The 16,280-nt window shown below is 60.8% G+C and carries 15 protein-coding genes; 7 read left to right on the forward strand and 8 right to left on the reverse strand.

From position 1 onward, the window contains the following. Positions 1–350 precede the first annotated feature (350 nt). A complete protein-coding gene (locus D8V06_RS04400) occupies positions 351–710 on the reverse strand; it encodes a DUF6124 family protein (protein ID WP_056856612.1) in 360 nt (119 codons plus the stop codon). A gap of 562 nt (positions 711–1,272) precedes the next feature. On the opposite strand from D8V06_RS04400, the gene D8V06_RS04405 reads away from it, so the two are divergent. The 7 genes from D8V06_RS04405 (at position 1,273) to D8V06_RS04435 (ending at position 8,424) form a co-directional block, all read left to right on the forward strand. Next, positions 1,273–2,790: a CoA-acylating methylmalonate-semialdehyde dehydrogenase gene (locus tag D8V06_RS04405; protein WP_130930508.1), complete on the forward strand. Its 1,518-nt coding sequence runs from the start codon at positions 1,273–1,275 to the stop codon at positions 2,788–2,790. 109 nt (positions 2,791–2,899) lie between these two features. Then, complete coding sequence (locus D8V06_RS04410) at positions 2,900–3,289, forward strand: tautomerase family protein (RefSeq protein ID WP_130930509.1); 390 nt, start codon at positions 2,900–2,902, stop codon at positions 3,287–3,289. Between the two features lie 34 nt (positions 3,290–3,323). Beyond that, positions 3,324–4,367: a nitronate monooxygenase gene (locus D8V06_RS04415; protein WP_130930510.1), complete on the forward strand. Its 1,044-nt coding sequence runs from the start codon at positions 3,324–3,326 to the stop codon at positions 4,365–4,367. 106 nt (positions 4,368–4,473) lie between these two features. Beyond that, positions 4,474–4,716: a hypothetical protein gene (locus D8V06_RS04420; RefSeq protein WP_056856608.1), complete on the forward strand. Its 243-nt coding sequence runs from the start codon at positions 4,474–4,476 to the stop codon at positions 4,714–4,716. A 227-nt stretch (positions 4,717–4,943) separates the two neighbouring features. Continuing rightward, complete coding sequence (locus tag D8V06_RS04425) at positions 4,944–6,326, forward strand: iron-containing redox enzyme family protein (RefSeq protein WP_130904449.1); 1,383 nt, start codon at positions 4,944–4,946, stop codon at positions 6,324–6,326. Between the two features lie 17 nt (positions 6,327–6,343). Beyond that, the gene (locus tag D8V06_RS04430; protein ID WP_130904450.1) at positions 6,344–7,288 is read left to right on the forward strand and encodes a class I SAM-dependent methyltransferase; all 945 of its coding nucleotides are present in this window, start codon (positions 6,344–6,346) and stop codon (positions 7,286–7,288) included. 14 nt (positions 7,289–7,302) lie between these two features. After that, positions 7,303–8,424 carry a carboxylate-amine ligase gene (locus tag D8V06_RS04435; protein ID WP_130930511.1) on the forward strand — a complete coding sequence of 374 codons (1,122 nt, stop codon included), beginning with the start codon at positions 7,303–7,305 and terminating at the stop codon, positions 8,422–8,424. Positions 8,425–8,428: 4 nt separating this feature from the next. Here D8V06_RS04435 and D8V06_RS30320 read toward each other — a convergent pair whose 3' ends face one another. The 7 genes from D8V06_RS30320 to D8V06_RS04465 form a co-directional block, all read right to left on the reverse strand. Then, the gene (locus D8V06_RS30320) at positions 8,429–8,569 is read right to left on the reverse strand and encodes a hypothetical protein (RefSeq protein WP_177434356.1); all 141 of its coding nucleotides are present in this window, start codon (positions 8,567–8,569) and stop codon (positions 8,429–8,431) included. Positions 8,570–8,662: 93 nt separating this feature from the next. Next, positions 8,663–9,286 carry a DUF4157 domain-containing protein gene (locus D8V06_RS04440; protein ID WP_241667771.1) on the reverse strand — a complete coding sequence of 208 codons (624 nt, stop codon included), beginning with the start codon at positions 9,284–9,286 and terminating at the stop codon, positions 8,663–8,665. Further along, entirely contained in the window at positions 9,286–10,851 is a 1,566-nt protein-coding gene (locus D8V06_RS04445; protein WP_130904452.1) for an amino acid permease, read from the reverse strand. The genes D8V06_RS04440 and D8V06_RS04445 overlap by 1 nt, the downstream gene beginning before the upstream one ends. Positions 10,852–10,939: 88 nt before the next feature. Next, positions 10,940–12,100 carry an iron-containing alcohol dehydrogenase gene (locus tag D8V06_RS04450; protein ID WP_130904453.1) on the reverse strand — a complete coding sequence of 387 codons (1,161 nt, stop codon included), beginning with the start codon at positions 12,098–12,100 and terminating at the stop codon, positions 10,940–10,942. A gap of 3 nt (positions 12,101–12,103) precedes the next feature. Next, positions 12,104–13,495 (reverse strand): aldehyde dehydrogenase family protein, encoded by a 1,392-nt coding sequence (locus tag D8V06_RS04455; RefSeq protein ID WP_130904454.1) that lies wholly within the window; start codon positions 13,493–13,495, stop codon positions 12,104–12,106. A 7-nt stretch (positions 13,496–13,502) separates the two neighbouring features. Then, positions 13,503–14,876: a glutamine synthetase family protein gene (locus tag D8V06_RS04460; protein ID WP_130904455.1), complete on the reverse strand. Its 1,374-nt coding sequence runs from the start codon at positions 14,874–14,876 to the stop codon at positions 13,503–13,505. A gap of 193 nt (positions 14,877–15,069) precedes the next feature. Further along, positions 15,070–16,242 carry a GGDEF domain-containing protein gene (locus tag D8V06_RS04465; RefSeq protein WP_177434358.1) on the reverse strand — a complete coding sequence of 391 codons (1,173 nt, stop codon included), beginning with the start codon at positions 16,240–16,242 and terminating at the stop codon, positions 15,070–15,072. Between the last annotated feature and the right edge of the window lie 38 nt (positions 16,243–16,280).

Here is a 16,280-nt window from a genome sequence, read left to right on the forward strand (position 1 = left end):
CTGCGGTAACGGCTGCTTAGGGTTCCGCTCTTACAGCGGGTCACTTTGAGGAGCGGAACGCCGCCCGGCGCAAAGTAACCAAACGCTCTTGCCCCTTTCGTTCGGTGCCTCGCTTAGGCTCGGCATGCCCTCGCTCCGGTCCTGCTCCGTGGGCCCGCCGCCATCGGCCATCCATGGCCGGGGGCGGCTAACCCGGCATCCTTGCCGGGTTGCCCACTGCGCAGAACCTGCGCTCGGCCTCTCGAGGCGGCAAGAAGATCAAAAGCCGAAGCCAAAGCCAAAGCCAAAGCCAAAGCCAAAGCCAAAGCGAGGCGGCCTGACAGCCGACCTGGTTGTCAGTTGGGCTTGTGTTATTCCGGTGGGTCGATTTGGTCCAGCACTCGGTTCGCGGTGATCTCTGCCAGCATCACGCTGTTGGAGATGCCCAGCAGGGCATTGCGATCTCCGCCCTCCAGATGATCGACCAGTTGATGGACCATCACATCGACCGATGCCAGTGTTTCCACCAGGTACACCATCAGGGTTTCGGTGGTGACTTCGGGGTCGACGGTGAACAATGTGCTGACGGTGCGCGGTGTGGCTTTGATGTCGGCGGTCGAGGGGAAGTGGAAGTCGAGGGCGCGTTCGGCGGCTTCGTTGAGTTTTGTTGAGTCGGGTTCGTACGGGGAGGTTGGATCGGTGTCTGGCGGGTTCGGCGTAGGTTTGATCATTTCGGACTCCAGAATTGTGGAGCCGTCACCGACTTGCGACTAAACAAGGGGTGGCAGCTGTACGCAGGTTAGTCGACCGGGGAGTCACGAATCCGGCGCGCCCGAAGGCGCCCTGCGCACAGCTACCATGAAGTGCAGGCATGAAATGACCTGACTATCTGGAAGCAGATGCGCCTCGTGAAACCATCGAGCGACTAAACCCGATCACTGATGAGCAGTGACGCGAATCAAGTTACCGAGCGGACCCAGGGCGCACAAGCCGGCGGATTCTGGCGTACCCGTAGGCAATGACGCAAGGTTTTGTAGCTCTCATCCAGTAACCGCCTACGCCTTTAAACACGCGTGTTCAGCGAATGTTTAATGAACAGAGGCAAGCGCTCATCCCCCGCAAACGCTGCGAATCTACGTTCACTATTTCTGATCCACAAGATCATTAATCATCATTTTACATGATCCAGCGGCTGGCCTACTTTGGCTCTACCAGCCGCGCCGACGCTGCGCCTGGCACTTTGCAGAACAACAAAAAGAGATGGCTCTTATCCACCAGCAGGGGACACCCGCCATGAGCAACCAGCCAGTAGACATCGCACATTACATTCACGGCCGCGCAGTGCCGGGTACTTCCGGGCGCGCGCAGAACGTCACCAATCCGGCCACCGGTTCGGTGGTCGGCCACGTGGCCCTGGCCAATGTTTCTGAAGTCGACGCAGCGGTTCAGTCAGCCGCGGCGGCGTTTCCCGCCTGGTCGGCGACGCCGCCGCTGCGTCGTGCGCGCATCATGTTCAAGTTCCTGGCGTTGCTCAACGAGCACCGTGACACCCTGGCGCGAATGATTACCGCGGAGCACGGCAAGGTGTTCACCGATGCCCAAGGCGAAGTTACGCGCGGTATCGAAGTGGTTGAGTTCGCCTGCGGCATTCCGCAATTGCTCAAGGGCGACTACACCGAGCAAGTCTCCACCAACATCGACAACTGGACCGTGCGCCAGGCCCTGGGCGTGGTGGCCGGTGTCACGCCGTTCAATTTCCCGGTGATGGTGCCGATGTGGATGTTCCCGGTGGCGATCGCTTGCGGTAATACCTTCGTGCTCAAGCCGAGCCCGATCGATCCGTCGCCCTCGCTGCTGATTGCCGAACTGTTCAAGGAAGCCGGGTTGCCCGACGGCGTGTTCAACGTGGTGCAGGGCGATAAAGAAGCCGTGGATGCACTGCTTGATCACCCGCAAGTCCAAGCCGTGAGCTTCGTCGGCTCCACGCCGATTGCCAACTACATCTACGAAACCGGCGCCCGTCATGGCAAGCGTGTGCAGGCACTGGGCGGGGCGAAGAACCACATGGTGGTGATGCCCGACGCCGATATCGATCAGGTGGTCGATGCGCTGATTGGCGCAGCCTTCGGTTCGGCCGGCGAGCGCTGCATGGCGATTTCGGTGGCGGTGTTTGTCGGCGATGTGGCCGATAAAGTCATGCCGAAACTGGTGGAACGCACCCGCACCTTGAAGATTCTTGAAGGCATGAACCTGGCGGCTGAAATGGGTCCGATCGTGTCATCTGCCGCCTTGCAGCGCATCACCGGTTACATCGAACAGGGCATTGCCGAAGGCGCCGAAATGCTGGTCGACGGTCGTGGCTTTGATGGCTCGCAGGCCGGTGCCGGTTGTGCCGAAGGCTTCTGGCTGGGCGGCACGATTTTCGACCATGTCACCCCCGAGATGAAAATCTATAAAGAGGAAATCTTCGGCCCGGTGCTGGCGTGCATGCGCGTCAAGGACTTTGCCGAGGCGGTGGACCTGGTCAATGCCCATGAATTCGGCAACGGCACCGCTTGCTATACCCGTGACGGCCACATCGCCCGTGAGTTCGCCACCCGCATTCAGGTGGGCATGGTCGGCATCAACGTGCCGATTCCGGTGCCGATGGCCTGGCACGGTTTCGGTGGCTGGAAGCGTTCGCTGTTCGGTGACATGCACGCGTATGGCGAAGAAGGCGTGCGGTTCTACACCAAGCAGAAATCGGTGATGCAGCGCTGGCCGAACAGCATTGCCAAGGGCGCCGAGTTTGCCATGCCCACCTCCAAATAGACTTTGACGCTTTCGGGTTTGGAAGGCGTGCTGGCGCGGGCTTGTACGCCATTCTTTTGTCCCGGGGGGCGAGCTCTTCGCTCCCATTTTTTTACCAGGGTGAATCGAAATGCCAATGCTCAAGTTCGACATTATCCGCGGGCGCGACGATCAACAGTTGCGCACGTTGCTGGATGCGGCACACCAGGCCATGGTCGAGGCGTTCGATGTGCCGTTCAGTGATCGCTACCAAAGCGTCACGCAACACAGTGCGCAAGAACTGATCCTGCATGACACCGGATTGGGGTACCCGCGCTCGGCCAACGTGGTGTTGTTGACGGTGATTTCCCGACCGCGCACGCAGGCGCAGAAAGTCACGTTTTACCGCTTGCTGGCCGAACGACTGCAAGTCGATTGCGACCTTTCTCCGGACGATCTGATCGTCTCGCTGGTGGAAAACAGCGATGCGGATTGGTCGTTCGGAGGGGGGCGCGCGCAGTTTTTGACCGGCGAGCTCTAGGGTTCGCGTTCACTCATCACATTCAGGTGCCGCCATGTCCAATCCTCTGTTGTCACTGTTGAACATTGAATTGCCGATCATTCAGTCGCCGATGGTCGGCGTCTCCACGCCCAAACTCGCCGCGGCGGTGTCGAATGCCGGTGGGCTCGGCTCTATCGGCATCGGGGCAAGCAATGTCGAACAGGCCCGGGCCATGTTGCGTGAGACGGCTGCACTGACCGACAAACCCTTTAACGTGAATCTGTTCTGTCACGCACCGGCCATTCATGACGCTGCGCTTGAAGCGCAGTGGCTGAAGTTTCTCGCACCGTTCTTCGCTGAGTTCGATGTCGCTGCGCCAACGGCACTGCGCGAGATCTACACCTCGTTCGTCGAAGACCCTGGCATGCTGAACATGCTCCTGGAAGAAAAACCGGCGGTGGTCAGTTTCCATTTCGGCTTGCCGGCGCAACCGGCCATCGATGCGCTCAAGGACGCCGGCATCGTGCTCTTGTGTTCTGTGACCAGTCTGGCCGAAGCGCAAGTAGCGGAGCGCGCCGGGGTGCACGCGCTGGTGGCTCAAGGTTATGAAGCCGGCGGGCATCGAGGGGTGTTCGATCCGCAACTGGACAGCGAGATGGGCACATTCGCCTTGGTACGCGTGCTGACCGAGGCCTGCCGGCTACCAGTGATCGCCGCGGGCGGGATTATGGACGGCGCGGGGATCACCGCGGTCATGCAACTGGGCGCCAGTGCCGCGCAATTGGGTACGGCGTTCATCCTGTGTCCCGAATCCTCGGCCAACGTTGCCTATCGCGAAGCCCTCAAAAGCCCTCGCGCCCATTTGACTCGAGTCACCAGCGTCATTTCCGGCCGACCTGCCCGGGGCATGGTCAATCGCAATTTCACCAGCCTCGAGGCCAATGCCCCGGCCTTGCCCGATTATCCGATTGCCTACGACGCCAACAAGGCGCTCAACGCGGCGGCAGCCGCCAAGGCCAATAGCGAATTCGCCGTGCAGTGGGCCGGGCAGGGCGCGCCGTTGGCGCGGGAGATGCCGGCGGCGGCCTTGGTCAAGTTGCTGGCGGCAGAGATGTAGCGCAGCCCGGAGCAGGCCGCTCGTCCACTCGATCGCACGTCATTCCCTTTGCCGATCTCACAAGAGTACGGCCCGGAAAGTCCGGACCTCTGTTGTGAGGTGGGTTATGACCAGCGATTCGAGTTTCCAGGAAAACATGCAAGACCCGAACAAGCCGCAAGGCTCTGTTCCTTCCAAACCTGAGCCTGGCAGCGACGATTCGCTGCCCAATCCAAACGACCCGGGCAAGTACGATCCGCTGACACAGCCTGACCGCGAAGAGGACCAGCGGCCGGAGGATTGGAACGAGCCGCCCAGGGACGTTCCCGAAGCGGATGAGCAGTCCCCGCTGTCGGACGACAGGCGCTGACGACAGGAGCCCGGTCTATGAACCTGATGCTGTTCGTCCTCAAGTGAACAGCGCAGGTTTGTGAGCCGGGCTTTTTGTGCGGCACATGCCACCGGTCCCGCTCTCCTGCAAGCCGATTGAATTTTCCGTTCAGGGCTAAATCTTCTATTCAACGAGCGAGCGTTTCGTGTTGTCGGCACCTGATGTCAGGGGCACAGCCAAATGCACTGCCCAGGAGAGAAATGCCCATGACTTTGTTCGAACCCTTGTCCAGCTCACCTTCAGCGCTTTCAGGCCCCGTCGCCGCCGGGCGCTATCGAGCGTTGTACGAACTGCTCTACGCCAATGCGCCTGATGCCAGGCAGCAGGCAGAGATTTTCCTGCGCCAGCAACTGGCCCGCGCCGCCGAATTGCCTTGTGACCTGCCCGAAACGACGGAGCAGTTGCCATCGTGGGCACAAGAGCGGTGCTCGGCAGTGGCGCGGGACTATGCCGCTTACCTCGAAGAGCGCAAGCAGGGTGGGGCGCGCCGATATTTTTCAAACAAGGCTCATGCCTTGTATTTCCTGCAATGCGTAGCACCGACCAAAGAGGTCGACGGCGCTTGGCTGGCCGGTGTGCTGGAACATTGGCAAGACGTGCGTTACGACGGATTGCTGAACACGTATCTGGAGGAACTTGGCAGGGGTGATCCTCGGCAAAATCATGTGGTGATCTACCGCAATCTGCTGGCCGCCCACGACTGCGGCGATAAACAGGGGCTGTCGGATGAGTGTTTCCTGCAAGGCACGATTCAATTGGCACTGGGACAATGCAGCACGGCGTTCATGCCGGAAGTCATCGGCTACAACCTCGGCTATGAGCAATTGCCGTTGCACCTGCTGATCAGCGCTTATGAGTTGCGCGAGTTGGGCATCGATCCGTATTACTTCACGTTGCATGTGACCATCGACAATTCCAGCAGCGGCCATGGCCACAAGGCTGTGCAGTCATTGCTGGAATTGTTGCCCATGGACGAGGGCCGCGACGAGTTCTTCCGGCGTGTCGCCGTGGGCTATCGCTTGAATGATTTGGGCATTGGCTCGACGTCGGTGATTGCCGGGTTCGATTTGCAACAGGAAGTGGTTGGCATGCTCGAGCGTAAACGCTGTTTTGGCCAGCACATGCACTCCGACTTTTGTCAGATTGAAGGCAAGACCGTCAATCAGTGGCTGGCGACGCCGGGCCAGATCGGCGAGTTTCTCGATGCCTTGCAGCGCAAGGGCTGGATCAAGCGCAACCAGTCGCCGCAAGACAGCCGGTTCTGGCGCCTGATCGAAGGCAACACGGCCGCCATGTTCGGGGTGTTCAGTGGTTATGAAAAACAATTGCTGCGCGACTGGATTGCCGGCAACTGGCAGGACGAGCAGCGGCCCAGGCCGATACCCCGGGACCAAGCCAACGGTGACGCCTGCGAGGCAAGCGAAGCGCACGACCCGGAACTCGTCGCGTTGCGCAGTGCCCTGAGTGATAAGTCGCCGCAGCAACAGCTTCAAACGCTGATCCCTTGGCTCTCGGCCCAGCGGCATTTTCGTCCGGCGGGGCTCTACGCTACCCGGCGTTTTATCGATTCGGTAGCCCGCTTGCGCTGAGCCCAGGAGAGACTTGCATGTCGAAACAACAAATTGCCGATCGAGCCCTGCTTGAGCTCGGCAGACATTTGCTCAGTGAAGACTATCGCTTCATCACCCCAACGCCGTTGACCCATGAGCGCGTATATCAACGCTTTTCTCCGCCGCTGGCGAAAAACCTGCGGGATGTCTTCGGCTGGTCGATGCCGTTTGATCACACGCTATTTCCACGAGACGTCCTGGCAGGGCTGGAGCAAGCGGAGATCGTTGAGCGGCAAGGCCCGCTGTGGCGCAGCACCGTGCGTTGGTCGAGCCTGGAGGGTGGGTTGTTTGCCCATTCGGCGTACCCGACCACGCAAGCCGACGCGGTATTTTTCGGCCCGGACAGCTACCGTTTTGCGCAATTGATCGACGCGCATTTGCAGCAGCGTTTCGAGCCTGTGCGCCGGGCCGTGGACATTGGTTGCGGGGCCGGGGTCGGCGCGTTGGTGATTGCTCACGCTCATCCGCAGGCCGAGGTGTTGGCGGTGGACATCAACCCGCGAGCGCTGCGCTTGTCGGCCGTCAATGCCGAGCTGGCCGGGGTCGACAACGTCAGCGTGTACCAGAGCGATATCCTCGGCAGCGTCGAAGGTGAATTCGACTTGATCATTGCCAATCCGCCTTACATGAACGACAGCCAGCATCGCGCCTATCGCCATGGCGGCGGCGCTCTGGGCGAAGCCTTGTCGCTGCGCATTGTTCGTGAATCGTTGCCGCGACTGCACAAGGGCGGCAGTTTGCTGCTGTACACCGGTGTGGCGATGGTTGACGGGCAAGATCCGTTTCTCGAAGTCATACAGGCGTTGCTGGCTGGTCATGCCGTCGGCTGGACCTATCGAGAGCTGGACCCGGACGTGTTTGGCGAGGAGCTGCTCAAACCCGGTTATGAACGCGTGGAGCGCATCGCCGTCGTGGCATTGACCGTGACCCGTCGGCACTGAGCGGAACTGTCGACATGAAGCGCGGGCCACGTTTCGGCATTGAAGAAGAATACTTCCTCACTGACCTGACCACCCGGCAGATGCTTGCCGAGCCCGCTCACCCGCTGCTGGTCGAATGCCGGGAAGCCGTCGGCAAAGGGTTTGCCTATGAAATGTTCCAGGGCCAAATTGAAGTGGCGTCGCCGATCTTCACCTCGACCGCCGAGGCGGCTGACTATCTCCACGGTGTTCGCACGCGCCTGAACCGGGCATTGAGCGGCCACGGATTGGGGTTGCTCTGCGCAGGCTCTCATCCCTTGGCGTTTTGGCGCGATCAGCGCGCCACCCCGTTGCCGCACTTCGCTCAGCTGTTTGCCGAATATCAAACGGTGGCGCAACGCAGCGTCCTGTGTGGCTTGCACGTGCATGTTGAAATCCCCGAAGGCATCGACCGGATTGCCGTGATGAACGAAGTGAGCCCGTGGTTGCCGCTGTTGCTCATGCTCAGTTGTTCTTCACCGTTTTGGCAGGGGGCTGCCAGCGGTTTCATGAGTTATCGCCAGGTGGTCTGCGACGGCTGGCCACGCATGGGCATCCCGGAGCACTTCGAGAACGAGCGTGAATATCAGCGTTATTTGGCACTAATGCAGCGCATTGGCGCGATTGAACAGGGTGGCAATGGCTGGTGGGGGTTGCGCCCGGCGAGCCGCTACCCAACGCTGGAGCTGCGCATGACCGATGCTTGCTCGCGACTCGCTGATGCGTTGCTGTTGGCGAATCTGTTCCGGGTGATGGTGGCGTTCGCCATCACCTGCGCCAACCCCGGCGCCGGCCATGATGCAACATCCCGCTGGCTACTTGAGGAGAACCGCTGGCAGGCCAAGCGACACGGATCGGAAGGGCGCTTTGTTGTCGATGCCGAAGGCACAGCGCTGAGTGCCGGCCAGTGGTTGCAACGGGCACAAATGCTATTTGCCGAAACGGCCGAGCAGATCGGCGAACCGCAGATATTCGAGCAGGCCAAAGCACTGTTGCTCAATGGCCACAGCGCCACGCGTCAGCTGGCTTGCCACGCCAGGGCCAGCGCCCAGGAGCCTGACCCACAGCGCAGCCTGCAAGCGGTGGTTGACCATCTACTCGAGGAAACGGCGGGCTGATCGATCAGTTGCCGTCCGCCACTTTGCGTTCAATCTCATCAATTTTTCGACGCAACGCCTCGTCTTCCTGTTCCGCCGTCTCGGGTGCCGCGGGGGGTGTCGATTCATCCTCGTGGTCTGCGGTGTTTCGGTCTTCATCGTTCATGGCGCGCGCCTCCAGTGATATACCCATTGGAAGCGGCGCATGTGCGCGAGTTCGAGAAACCTCGGCAGGTTTCCGATGGACGTCGCTGGCCGTTCAAGGTGAGCGCGCAGACTCCGTTGGTGTTGTGCCGGTTCGCAGGTCTCGGCTTACGCGGGTTTGAATCTCGTAGGCAGGCGCTTCGACGGCGTTGTAATCACGGGTGTAACGACTGGCAAACTCGTGAACGCCCCATTGCTGATACTGCTGCACGTGCTTGAGCTCATGGGCCCACAGCGCGACATTGTTCTGCGCATCGTCGGCGCTGCGAAAGACGATGATATCGACGAGCGTGACGGCGTTTATATCGGGATTCTGCAGCATGGTGTGTGCGGCATTCAGCTCTACGTCATCGCCGACTTTATAGCGGACGGCATCGAGCACCTGAAGGTCGTAGTAGGGTTCGAGCTGCGCCCGGATATTCAGCGGGATAGTCTGCACGTCACCCATGGCGGCGGTATCGCGCGATTGCACGATCCAGTTCTCCAGCCCGGCGGCCGCCATCTGGTTCATGTTTTCGAAGACAGTCCCTAGCTCCCCCTCGGCGCCCGGGGCACAAAAACAAGCGACCACGCAGACCTGATATTGCCCGGCCGGGCAGGCGATCGCAGCGCAGGGAGCGCCGACGCAAAACAGCAGCAGCGCTGACCGGGCAATTCGACCCACAAGCGATTGTGGCATCAGCTTTTTGATTGCCTGTTCAACGCCGCTTCAGCCGCGGCGATTTCTGCCTGGCGCTTGAGGATGACATCCCCCACCGGCGGCCCTTGAAAGCGTCGGGCCTCAAAGCCGAACCAGACGATGGCCGTCAGCACCAGGAAACCGATGGTGATGTACAGCGCCCAATCGTTGGGTGGCTGAATGCCGATGACAAAAATGATCACCATCGAAAGCACCGACAGCAAGGCGAACACCGTGTACCAGAAGCGCCCCATGTTCCATGGCCCCATGGTTGGCCATTTCGAGGTGCCGTAGGCAAACAGGCCCAGCACGATGGGAATGATGAACGAGAAGAACAGGAAGATCACCGTGCAGGACACAACGATGGTGTAGACCGGTGTCTCACCGACCGAAATCACCGATGAGCCCCAGTCGAACAATACGGCGAGCGTCGCCCCGGTCCAGATGGCGGCTACCGGGCTGCGAAATGTAGGCGACACCGACGACAGGGCTTTGGAGAAGGGCAGGCCACCGTCGCGGGAAAAGGCGAAGATCATCCGCGACACCGAGGTCACCGTGGCCAAGCCGCAGAGCACCTGCGAGATGAAGATCGCCACGTACAACGCAAGCTTCAAAGTCGGGTTGACTTGAGTGTCCATGGCCCAGAAAAACACGCCCCAGCCTTTGCTCGCCGCCTCGTCCAGATTCGGCAGCATCAGCACGAATGAGCTGAGCATCACCCAACCGAACAACAGCGACCAGACCACTGACATGACCATGCCTCTTGGAACGGACAGGGCGGCATTGCGGGTCTCTTCGGAAGTGTGCGCGGAGGCGTCATAGCCGGTGATGGTGTAGATCGGCAACAGCAGGCCGAGCATGAACACCCAGCCATTGGACACCGATGGCCAGACGTTGCCGCCAGCCTCGCCGGAATAGTTGCCGAACGTCACCAGCCGGGCGAATTCGTAACTGGGCGCCGAAATCAGGCAGACGATGGTCAGCGCCAGTGCGGTTGCGAAAATCAGGTAGCCGGAGAAGTCGGTAAGTCTCGCGGTCAAGCCGATTCCCAGGTGATTGCACAAGGCCTGGAGGCCGGTGAGGATCGCCAGGAAAATCACCCGGGTCGTGGTGGTGTCCTCCATGCCCAATGCCGGACCGAAGGCACCGAAGAAAAAGTAATAAGTGCCGACGTTGATCGCGCCAAGCACCGTCACCAGACCCAGCAGGTTGAACCAGGCCGTGAGCCAGCCGGTGAAGCGGTTGCCGAGAATCGAGCCCCAGTGATACAGGCCGCCTGCGGTGGGGTAGGCCGAGGAAATCTGCGCCATGGCGAGGGCGAACACCCCGGAAATCAGGCAGCCGATCGGCCAGCCGATGCCGATCGAGGCACCGCCTGCGCCCGAGGTGCCCTGGGCGAGTGAGTTGATGCCGCCGGAGAGAATGCAGATGATCGAAAAGGAAATCGCAAAGTTGGAGAAAACGCCCATCCGTCGCGAGAGCTGCTGGGCATAGCCCATGCTGTGCAGCACCTTGATGTCATCGTCGTGCGGCGCATCGGTGCCGGGCTGGCTTGCTGGGTTCATGTCGTGTGCCCCTTCAGGTTTTGAGACAGGCCGAACTGAGCCGCCGTAGGCTCGACCTGGTTTTCTGTAGGAGCGAGCAGGCTCGCTCCTACAGACGGCCGTGATATGCCGCTGCGAAAATCTGTGACGCGCCGTCCCGTGTCAGCGGCAACGGATTACCGCCCGCCGAAGGGTCGACAACGGCCATGTCTGCAATCAGCTCGGCCTGCTTGTCGTCCACGCCCAGCTCAAACAGCGTGTGCGGGACGGCAATGTCCTTGCGCAGTTTGAGGACGAAGGCCATGAAGCTGTCGAAGCCCGGGGAGGGCAGGTGCAGGTAAGCCGCCAGGCGCGAGATGCGCTCCTCGATGGCCGGGCGATTGAACTTCAACACATACGGCATCAGCGTCGCATTGGTCATGCCGTGGTGAGTATCGTAAAGAGCGCCGATGGGATGGGCGAGGGCGTGCATCCCGCCAAGCCCTTTCTGGAACGCCGTGGCGCCCATCGCTGCCGCGGCCAGCATTTGCCCCCGTGCATCCAGATCGGAAGGCATGTGCACGGCGCGCACCAGAGCGTTCGCCACCAGGCGCATGCCTTCCACTGCAATGCCATCGGCCATCGGGTGAAAACCGGGCGCGCAGTACGACTCGAGGCAGTGCGCCAATGCATCCATGCCGGTGCCGGCAGTGACTTTGGCCGGCATGCCGACGGTCAGGGCCGGGTCACTGATGACCACGCGTGGCATCATTTTCGGGTGAAAGATGATGCGCTTGGTGTGGCTGCGATCGTCGATGATCACCGCCGCACGACCCACTTCGGAGCCCGTGCCAGCGGTGGTCGGCACCGCGATGACCGGGGCAATCCGGCTTTCATCGGCGCGGGTCCAGTAGTCGCCGATGTCCTCGAAATCCCAGACTGGGCGCGTTTGACCGCTCATGAACGCAATCAGCTTGCCCATGTCCAGGCCGCTGCCGCCGCCAAAGGCGACTACACCGTCATGGTTGCCCGCGCGCCAGGCATCGAGCCCGCCGGCCAGATTCGCTTCGACCGGGTTGGGCTTGAGGTCGCAAAAAAGCGCAGCGCCCAGCCCGGCGTCGCGTAAGGCATCCAGCGCGGCAGTAGTGATCGGCGCCCGCCCCAGGCCACTGTCGGTGACCAGCAGCGGTCGCTCGATGCCCTGGCTGCGACAGACTTCGGCCAGCTCGCTGATGCGGCCGACACCGAAGCGAATGCTGGTGGGGTAGTTCCAGTTTCCAGTCAGGCTCATGGCTCAGATCTCGTGGCGCAAATGGAAGGATTTGGCGCGGGTCAGGTGTTCATAGCCCAAGCGCGACAGGGTCACGCCGCGCCCACTGTTCTTCACCCCGGTCCAGGCCAGGGCGGGGTCCAGGTAATCGCAGCGATTCATGAACACAGTGCCCGTGTCGATGGCATCGCCCAGGTGTTCGGCCGCGGCGAGATCGCGGGTCCAGATCGACGCGCTGAGGCCGAACTCACTGTCATTCATCAAGGCAATCGCTTCGTCATCGCTGGCCACCGGCATGATGCCGACCACCGGACCGAAACTTTCATCACGCATGACCGACATCTGATGGGTGACATCGACCAACACCTGCGGCGCGAGGTAGGCGCTGCCCGGCACATCGGCGGCAAATGCCTGCGGATCGATCAACGCCTTTGCACCCTGGGCCACGGCCTCGGCGATCTGGCCACGGACAAAAAACGCCGCGCCGGGTGTCACCAGCGGACCGAGGGTGGTGGCCTCGTCCAGCGGATTGCCCAGTACGTATTGGCGGGTCAACTCCACGAAGCGCTCGACAAACGCTGAGTAAATTGATTGATCGACGTAGATGCGCTCCACCGCGCAGCAACTCTGTCCGGAGTTGAAAAAGCTGCCGTCCACCAGGTTTTCCACGGCATGCTCAAGATTGGCGTCTGCCCGGACGTAGGCGGGGTCTTTGCCGCCGAGTTCCAGGCCCATGCCGAGAAACCTTCCGCTGGCGGCGCTTTCCATGGCCTTGCCGGCGTCCACCGAGCCGGTGAAATTCACCTGTTGCACACGTGCAGAAGCAATGATTGCGGCGGTCTGGGCATGATCGAGCAAGAGGTTCTGGAACACGCCTTCTGGCAGATTGGCGCGGCGGAAAGCCTCGGCGAACCGTTCACCGACCAGCAGCGTTTGCGAGGCATGTTTGAGGATGACGGCGTTGCCCGCCATCAGCGCCGGGATGACCGTATTCACCGCGGTCAGGTACGGATAATTCCACGGTGCGACCACCAGCACCGTGCCCAGCGGTTCACGCTTGATATGCCGGCGAAAACCATTGATCGGCGCCGGTTCGACCATTGCCAGAGCTTCAGGCGCAATGGCGATCATATACCGCGCGCGTTCTTCGAAACCGCGCAGTTCTCCCGCGCCGAAGCGTACCGGCCGGCCCATTTGCCAGGCCAGTTCCGGGACGATCTGGTCTTTCATGGCCAGCATTGCGTCCACCGCAGCACTGCAAAAAGCCGCACGTTCGTTCAGTGGCCGACGTTTCCACTGCGCCTGGGCGATTGCGGCTGCCGCCAGTGCCTGCTCGAGTTGTTCCGCATCGACAGCTTGGCGTTCAGCGTAAACCCGGCCATCGACCGGTGAAACGAGTTCAATAGTCGAAGTCATGTCGATCTCAATAGCGCTCGAAACCGCGCTGCAGCTCCCAGTCGGTGATCCGCCGGTCGTACTCTTTCTGTTCCCATTCGGCGGTGTGCACGTAATGCTCGACCACCTCATCACCGAACGCTTCGCGCAACATGCTCGAGCCCTTGAGTGCGGCACTGGCTTCACGCAGGGTCTTGGACACTTCAGGCAGCTGTTCATCGACGTAGGCATCGCCTTCGAAAGGTGGATCGAGGGTGAGCTTTTCGTCGATTCCGGCCAGCCCCGCGGCGATCAGTGCGGCGAAGGCCAGATATGGGTTGAGGTCGGCGCCGCCGATGCGGCATTCGATGCGGATCGATTTGCTGCTTTCGGCGCATAGACGGAAACCGGCGGTGCGGTTGTCGCGGCTCCATACCGCGCGGGTCGGGGCGAAGGTGCCGGCCTGAAAGCGCTTGTAGGAGTTGATGTACGGCGCGAGAAAACAGGTGATGTCATTGGCGTACTTGAGCTGCCCGGCCACCCATGAACGCATCAGCTTGGACATGCCGAACTCGGCCTTGGGGTCGTAGAACAGCGGTTTTTTGCCGTTCTTGTCCCACAGCGAATTATGGATGTGGCTGCTGGAGCCAGCGGCGTCATAACGCCATTTGGCCATGAACGTTATCGCCTTGCCCTGTAACTGGGCGATCTCTTTGCAGGCGTGCTTGATGATGACGTGATGGTCGGCCATGGTCATGGCGTCGGCGTAGCGGATGTTGATCTCTTCCTGGCCAGGCCCCCATTCACCCTTGGAGTTTTCCACGGGAATGCCCGAGGCTTGCAGATGCTTGCGAATCGCCCGAAGCACCGGCTCTTCACGGGTGGTCTGCAGGATGTTGTAATCCTCGATGTAATGCCCGGCGGTTTTCGGCTTGTGGTAGTTGCGCTTGTGGATGGCCTCGTAACTTTCATCGAACAGGTAGAACTCAAGCTCGGAAGCGAACATGCCGACATAGCCGCGCTCACGCAGGCGCTCGACCTGTTTTTTCAGGATTGCCCTTGGGCTGTGGGGCAAGTCTTGCCGGTGGTGATGGTCGAGCACATCGCACAGCACCAGCGCCGTGCATTCCAGCCACGGCACCTTGCGCAAGGTACGCATGTCGGGTTTGAGGACAAAGTCGCCGTAGCCTTTGCTCCAACTGGCAGCGGCGTAGCCTGGCACCGGCTCCATGTCGATGTCGTCGGCCAGCAGGTAGTTGCAGCAGTGGGTTTCTTCATGGCCACTGTCGATGAAAAATTCGACCTGGAATCGCTTGCCCACCAGCCGTCCCTGCATGTCGACCATGCACACCAGCACGGTATCGATCTCGCCGGAAAGGGCAGCACGCTTGAGTTCGTCAAAACTGAGGAATGGCTCGGTCATCACGGCAATCCTGCGCATTGTCTGAAACTGTCTGAGATAGCTGTTGCAGACGCTCTCCAGAAATTCCAACAACTGCCGCCGCGAGCATCGTGGGCAATAAGCTGATCCTAAGCTTAGCCTACTGTCGCTTTTCGCAAGTTCTCAGCCGTGCAGATTTTGCGGGATGGCCGCCCAGGCCAGTGCAAACACTTCATCAACGCACAACTCCAGGACTTGCCAGCGTCCGATCCACCAGACGGATACTGTCGCGTCCACCACGCTTGGATTCGTAAAGTGCGGCGTCGCCTTGCTCGATCAATGCCGCCAGACTGCTCGGCGGCTGGTCGAACAGACTGGCGCCGATGCTCAGGGTCACGGCTTGCGGCGTGCTGAATGACTGCACCGCCGCGCTGTGGAACTGCTCACGCAACGCATTGCCCATCGCCACGATTCGTTCGTTGGAGGCGTTGTTGAACAGGATGAGGAACTCGTCACCGCCCAGCCGTGCTGCAAGGGCGTCTTTGGGCACTACCGAACGGATCATCTCGCTCAGTGCAACCAGCAGTTTGTCGCCAGCGGTGTGGCCAAACAGGTCGTTGACCGGTTTGAAGTTGTCGATATCGATCAGCAGCAGGGCGCCTGGTCGAGCGCTGGAAACGTCGCGTAACAGGCGCGGAGCCCGCACCTCCAGGGCGCGGCGATTGTACAAAGCGGTCAGCGGGTCGCGTTCGGCCAGACTTGAGATGTGCTTCTCACGCCGGTATCGCTCGGTTCCGGTCATCGACAGCGCGATCAGCATGATTGCCATCACGCCCTCGACCAGGGATATCTGAATGATCTCGCCACGAAAAGCCGCGAGATCTATCAGCGTGCCCGGTACCACCGCCGTCATTGATTTGATGAGATAGAACAGGCCATGACCCAGCAGCACATACCGCAGCTGACCTGCCCCCACACTCAATGACTTGCCGTGGGGGCGCAACAGGAAACTGGCCCGGAGCGAGAGCAGGGCGACCAGCAGTGAATTGGCCAGCAACATGATCTTTGACCACGACGGCTCATCCGGCAACAACAGCAGCGCCAGCCAGACGACGAACATCAAATACCAGGCACGGGACAGGCGCGCCTGGGTAAAGTGCGCCACACCCAGCAGGAAAAACCAGTGGGCCACCACCAACAGTCCGTTGGCGAACCAGATGCCGACCAGCAACAGCCCTATGCCACGCAGCAAGGCGAGGGTCGAGCCCACAGTGATTGTCGCGAAGCCTGCGCTCCAGAACAGCAGCGAGGGCTCCCGGATGCTCCGCCACTCGACCGCCAGGTACAGCGCGGCGGCCGCTGCCAGGGCAATCGAGAGGGTCAACATCGTGGGTGGGTCGAGCGCCATAGCCTTGCTGCCTTTCTGTTTACGGTCAAAAGGCGGGA

The organism is Pseudomonas sp. Sample_24, assembly GCF_004307605.1.
Classification (GTDB): domain Bacteria; phylum Pseudomonadota; class Gammaproteobacteria; order Pseudomonadales; family Pseudomonadaceae; genus Aquipseudomonas.

Coding starts and splice junctions, on each gene's coding strand:
- D8V06_RS04430 (WP_130904450.1), top strand. CDS start 6,344: ATGTCGAAACAACAAATTGCCGATCGAGCCCTGCTTGAGCTCGGCAGA.
- D8V06_RS04400 (WP_056856612.1), bottom strand. CDS start 710: ATGATCAAACCTACGCCGAACCCGCCAGACACCGATCCAACCTCCCCG.
- D8V06_RS04420 (WP_056856608.1), top strand. CDS start 4,474: ATGACCAGCGATTCGAGTTTCCAGGAAAACATGCAAGACCCGAACAAG.
- D8V06_RS04410 (WP_130930509.1), top strand. CDS start 2,900: ATGCCAATGCTCAAGTTCGACATTATCCGCGGGCGCGACGATCAACAG.
- D8V06_RS04465 (WP_177434358.1), bottom strand. CDS start 16,242: ATGGCGCTCGACCCACCCACGATGTTGACCCTCTCGATTGCCCTGGCA.
- D8V06_RS30320 (WP_177434356.1), bottom strand. CDS start 8,569: ATGAACGATGAAGACCGAAACACCGCAGACCACGAGGATGAATCGACA.
- D8V06_RS04460 (WP_130904455.1), bottom strand. CDS start 14,876: ATGACCGAGCCATTCCTCAGTTTTGACGAACTCAAGCGTGCTGCCCTT.
- D8V06_RS04415 (WP_130930510.1), top strand. CDS start 3,324: ATGTCCAATCCTCTGTTGTCACTGTTGAACATTGAATTGCCGATCATT.
- D8V06_RS04445 (WP_130904452.1), bottom strand. CDS start 10,851: ATGAACCCAGCAAGCCAGCCCGGCACCGATGCGCCGCACGACGATGAC.
- D8V06_RS04450 (WP_130904453.1), bottom strand. CDS start 12,100: ATGAGCCTGACTGGAAACTGGAACTACCCCACCAGCATTCGCTTCGGT.
- D8V06_RS04435 (WP_130930511.1), top strand. CDS start 7,303: ATGAAGCGCGGGCCACGTTTCGGCATTGAAGAAGAATACTTCCTCACT.
- D8V06_RS04440 (WP_241667771.1), bottom strand. CDS start 9,286: ATGCCACAATCGCTTGTGGGTCGAATTGCCCGGTCAGCGCTGCTGCTG.
- D8V06_RS04425 (WP_130904449.1), top strand. CDS start 4,944: ATGACTTTGTTCGAACCCTTGTCCAGCTCACCTTCAGCGCTTTCAGGC.
- D8V06_RS04405 (WP_130930508.1), top strand. CDS start 1,273: ATGAGCAACCAGCCAGTAGACATCGCACATTACATTCACGGCCGCGCA.
- D8V06_RS04455 (WP_130904454.1), bottom strand. CDS start 13,495: ATGACTTCGACTATTGAACTCGTTTCACCGGTCGATGGCCGGGTTTAC.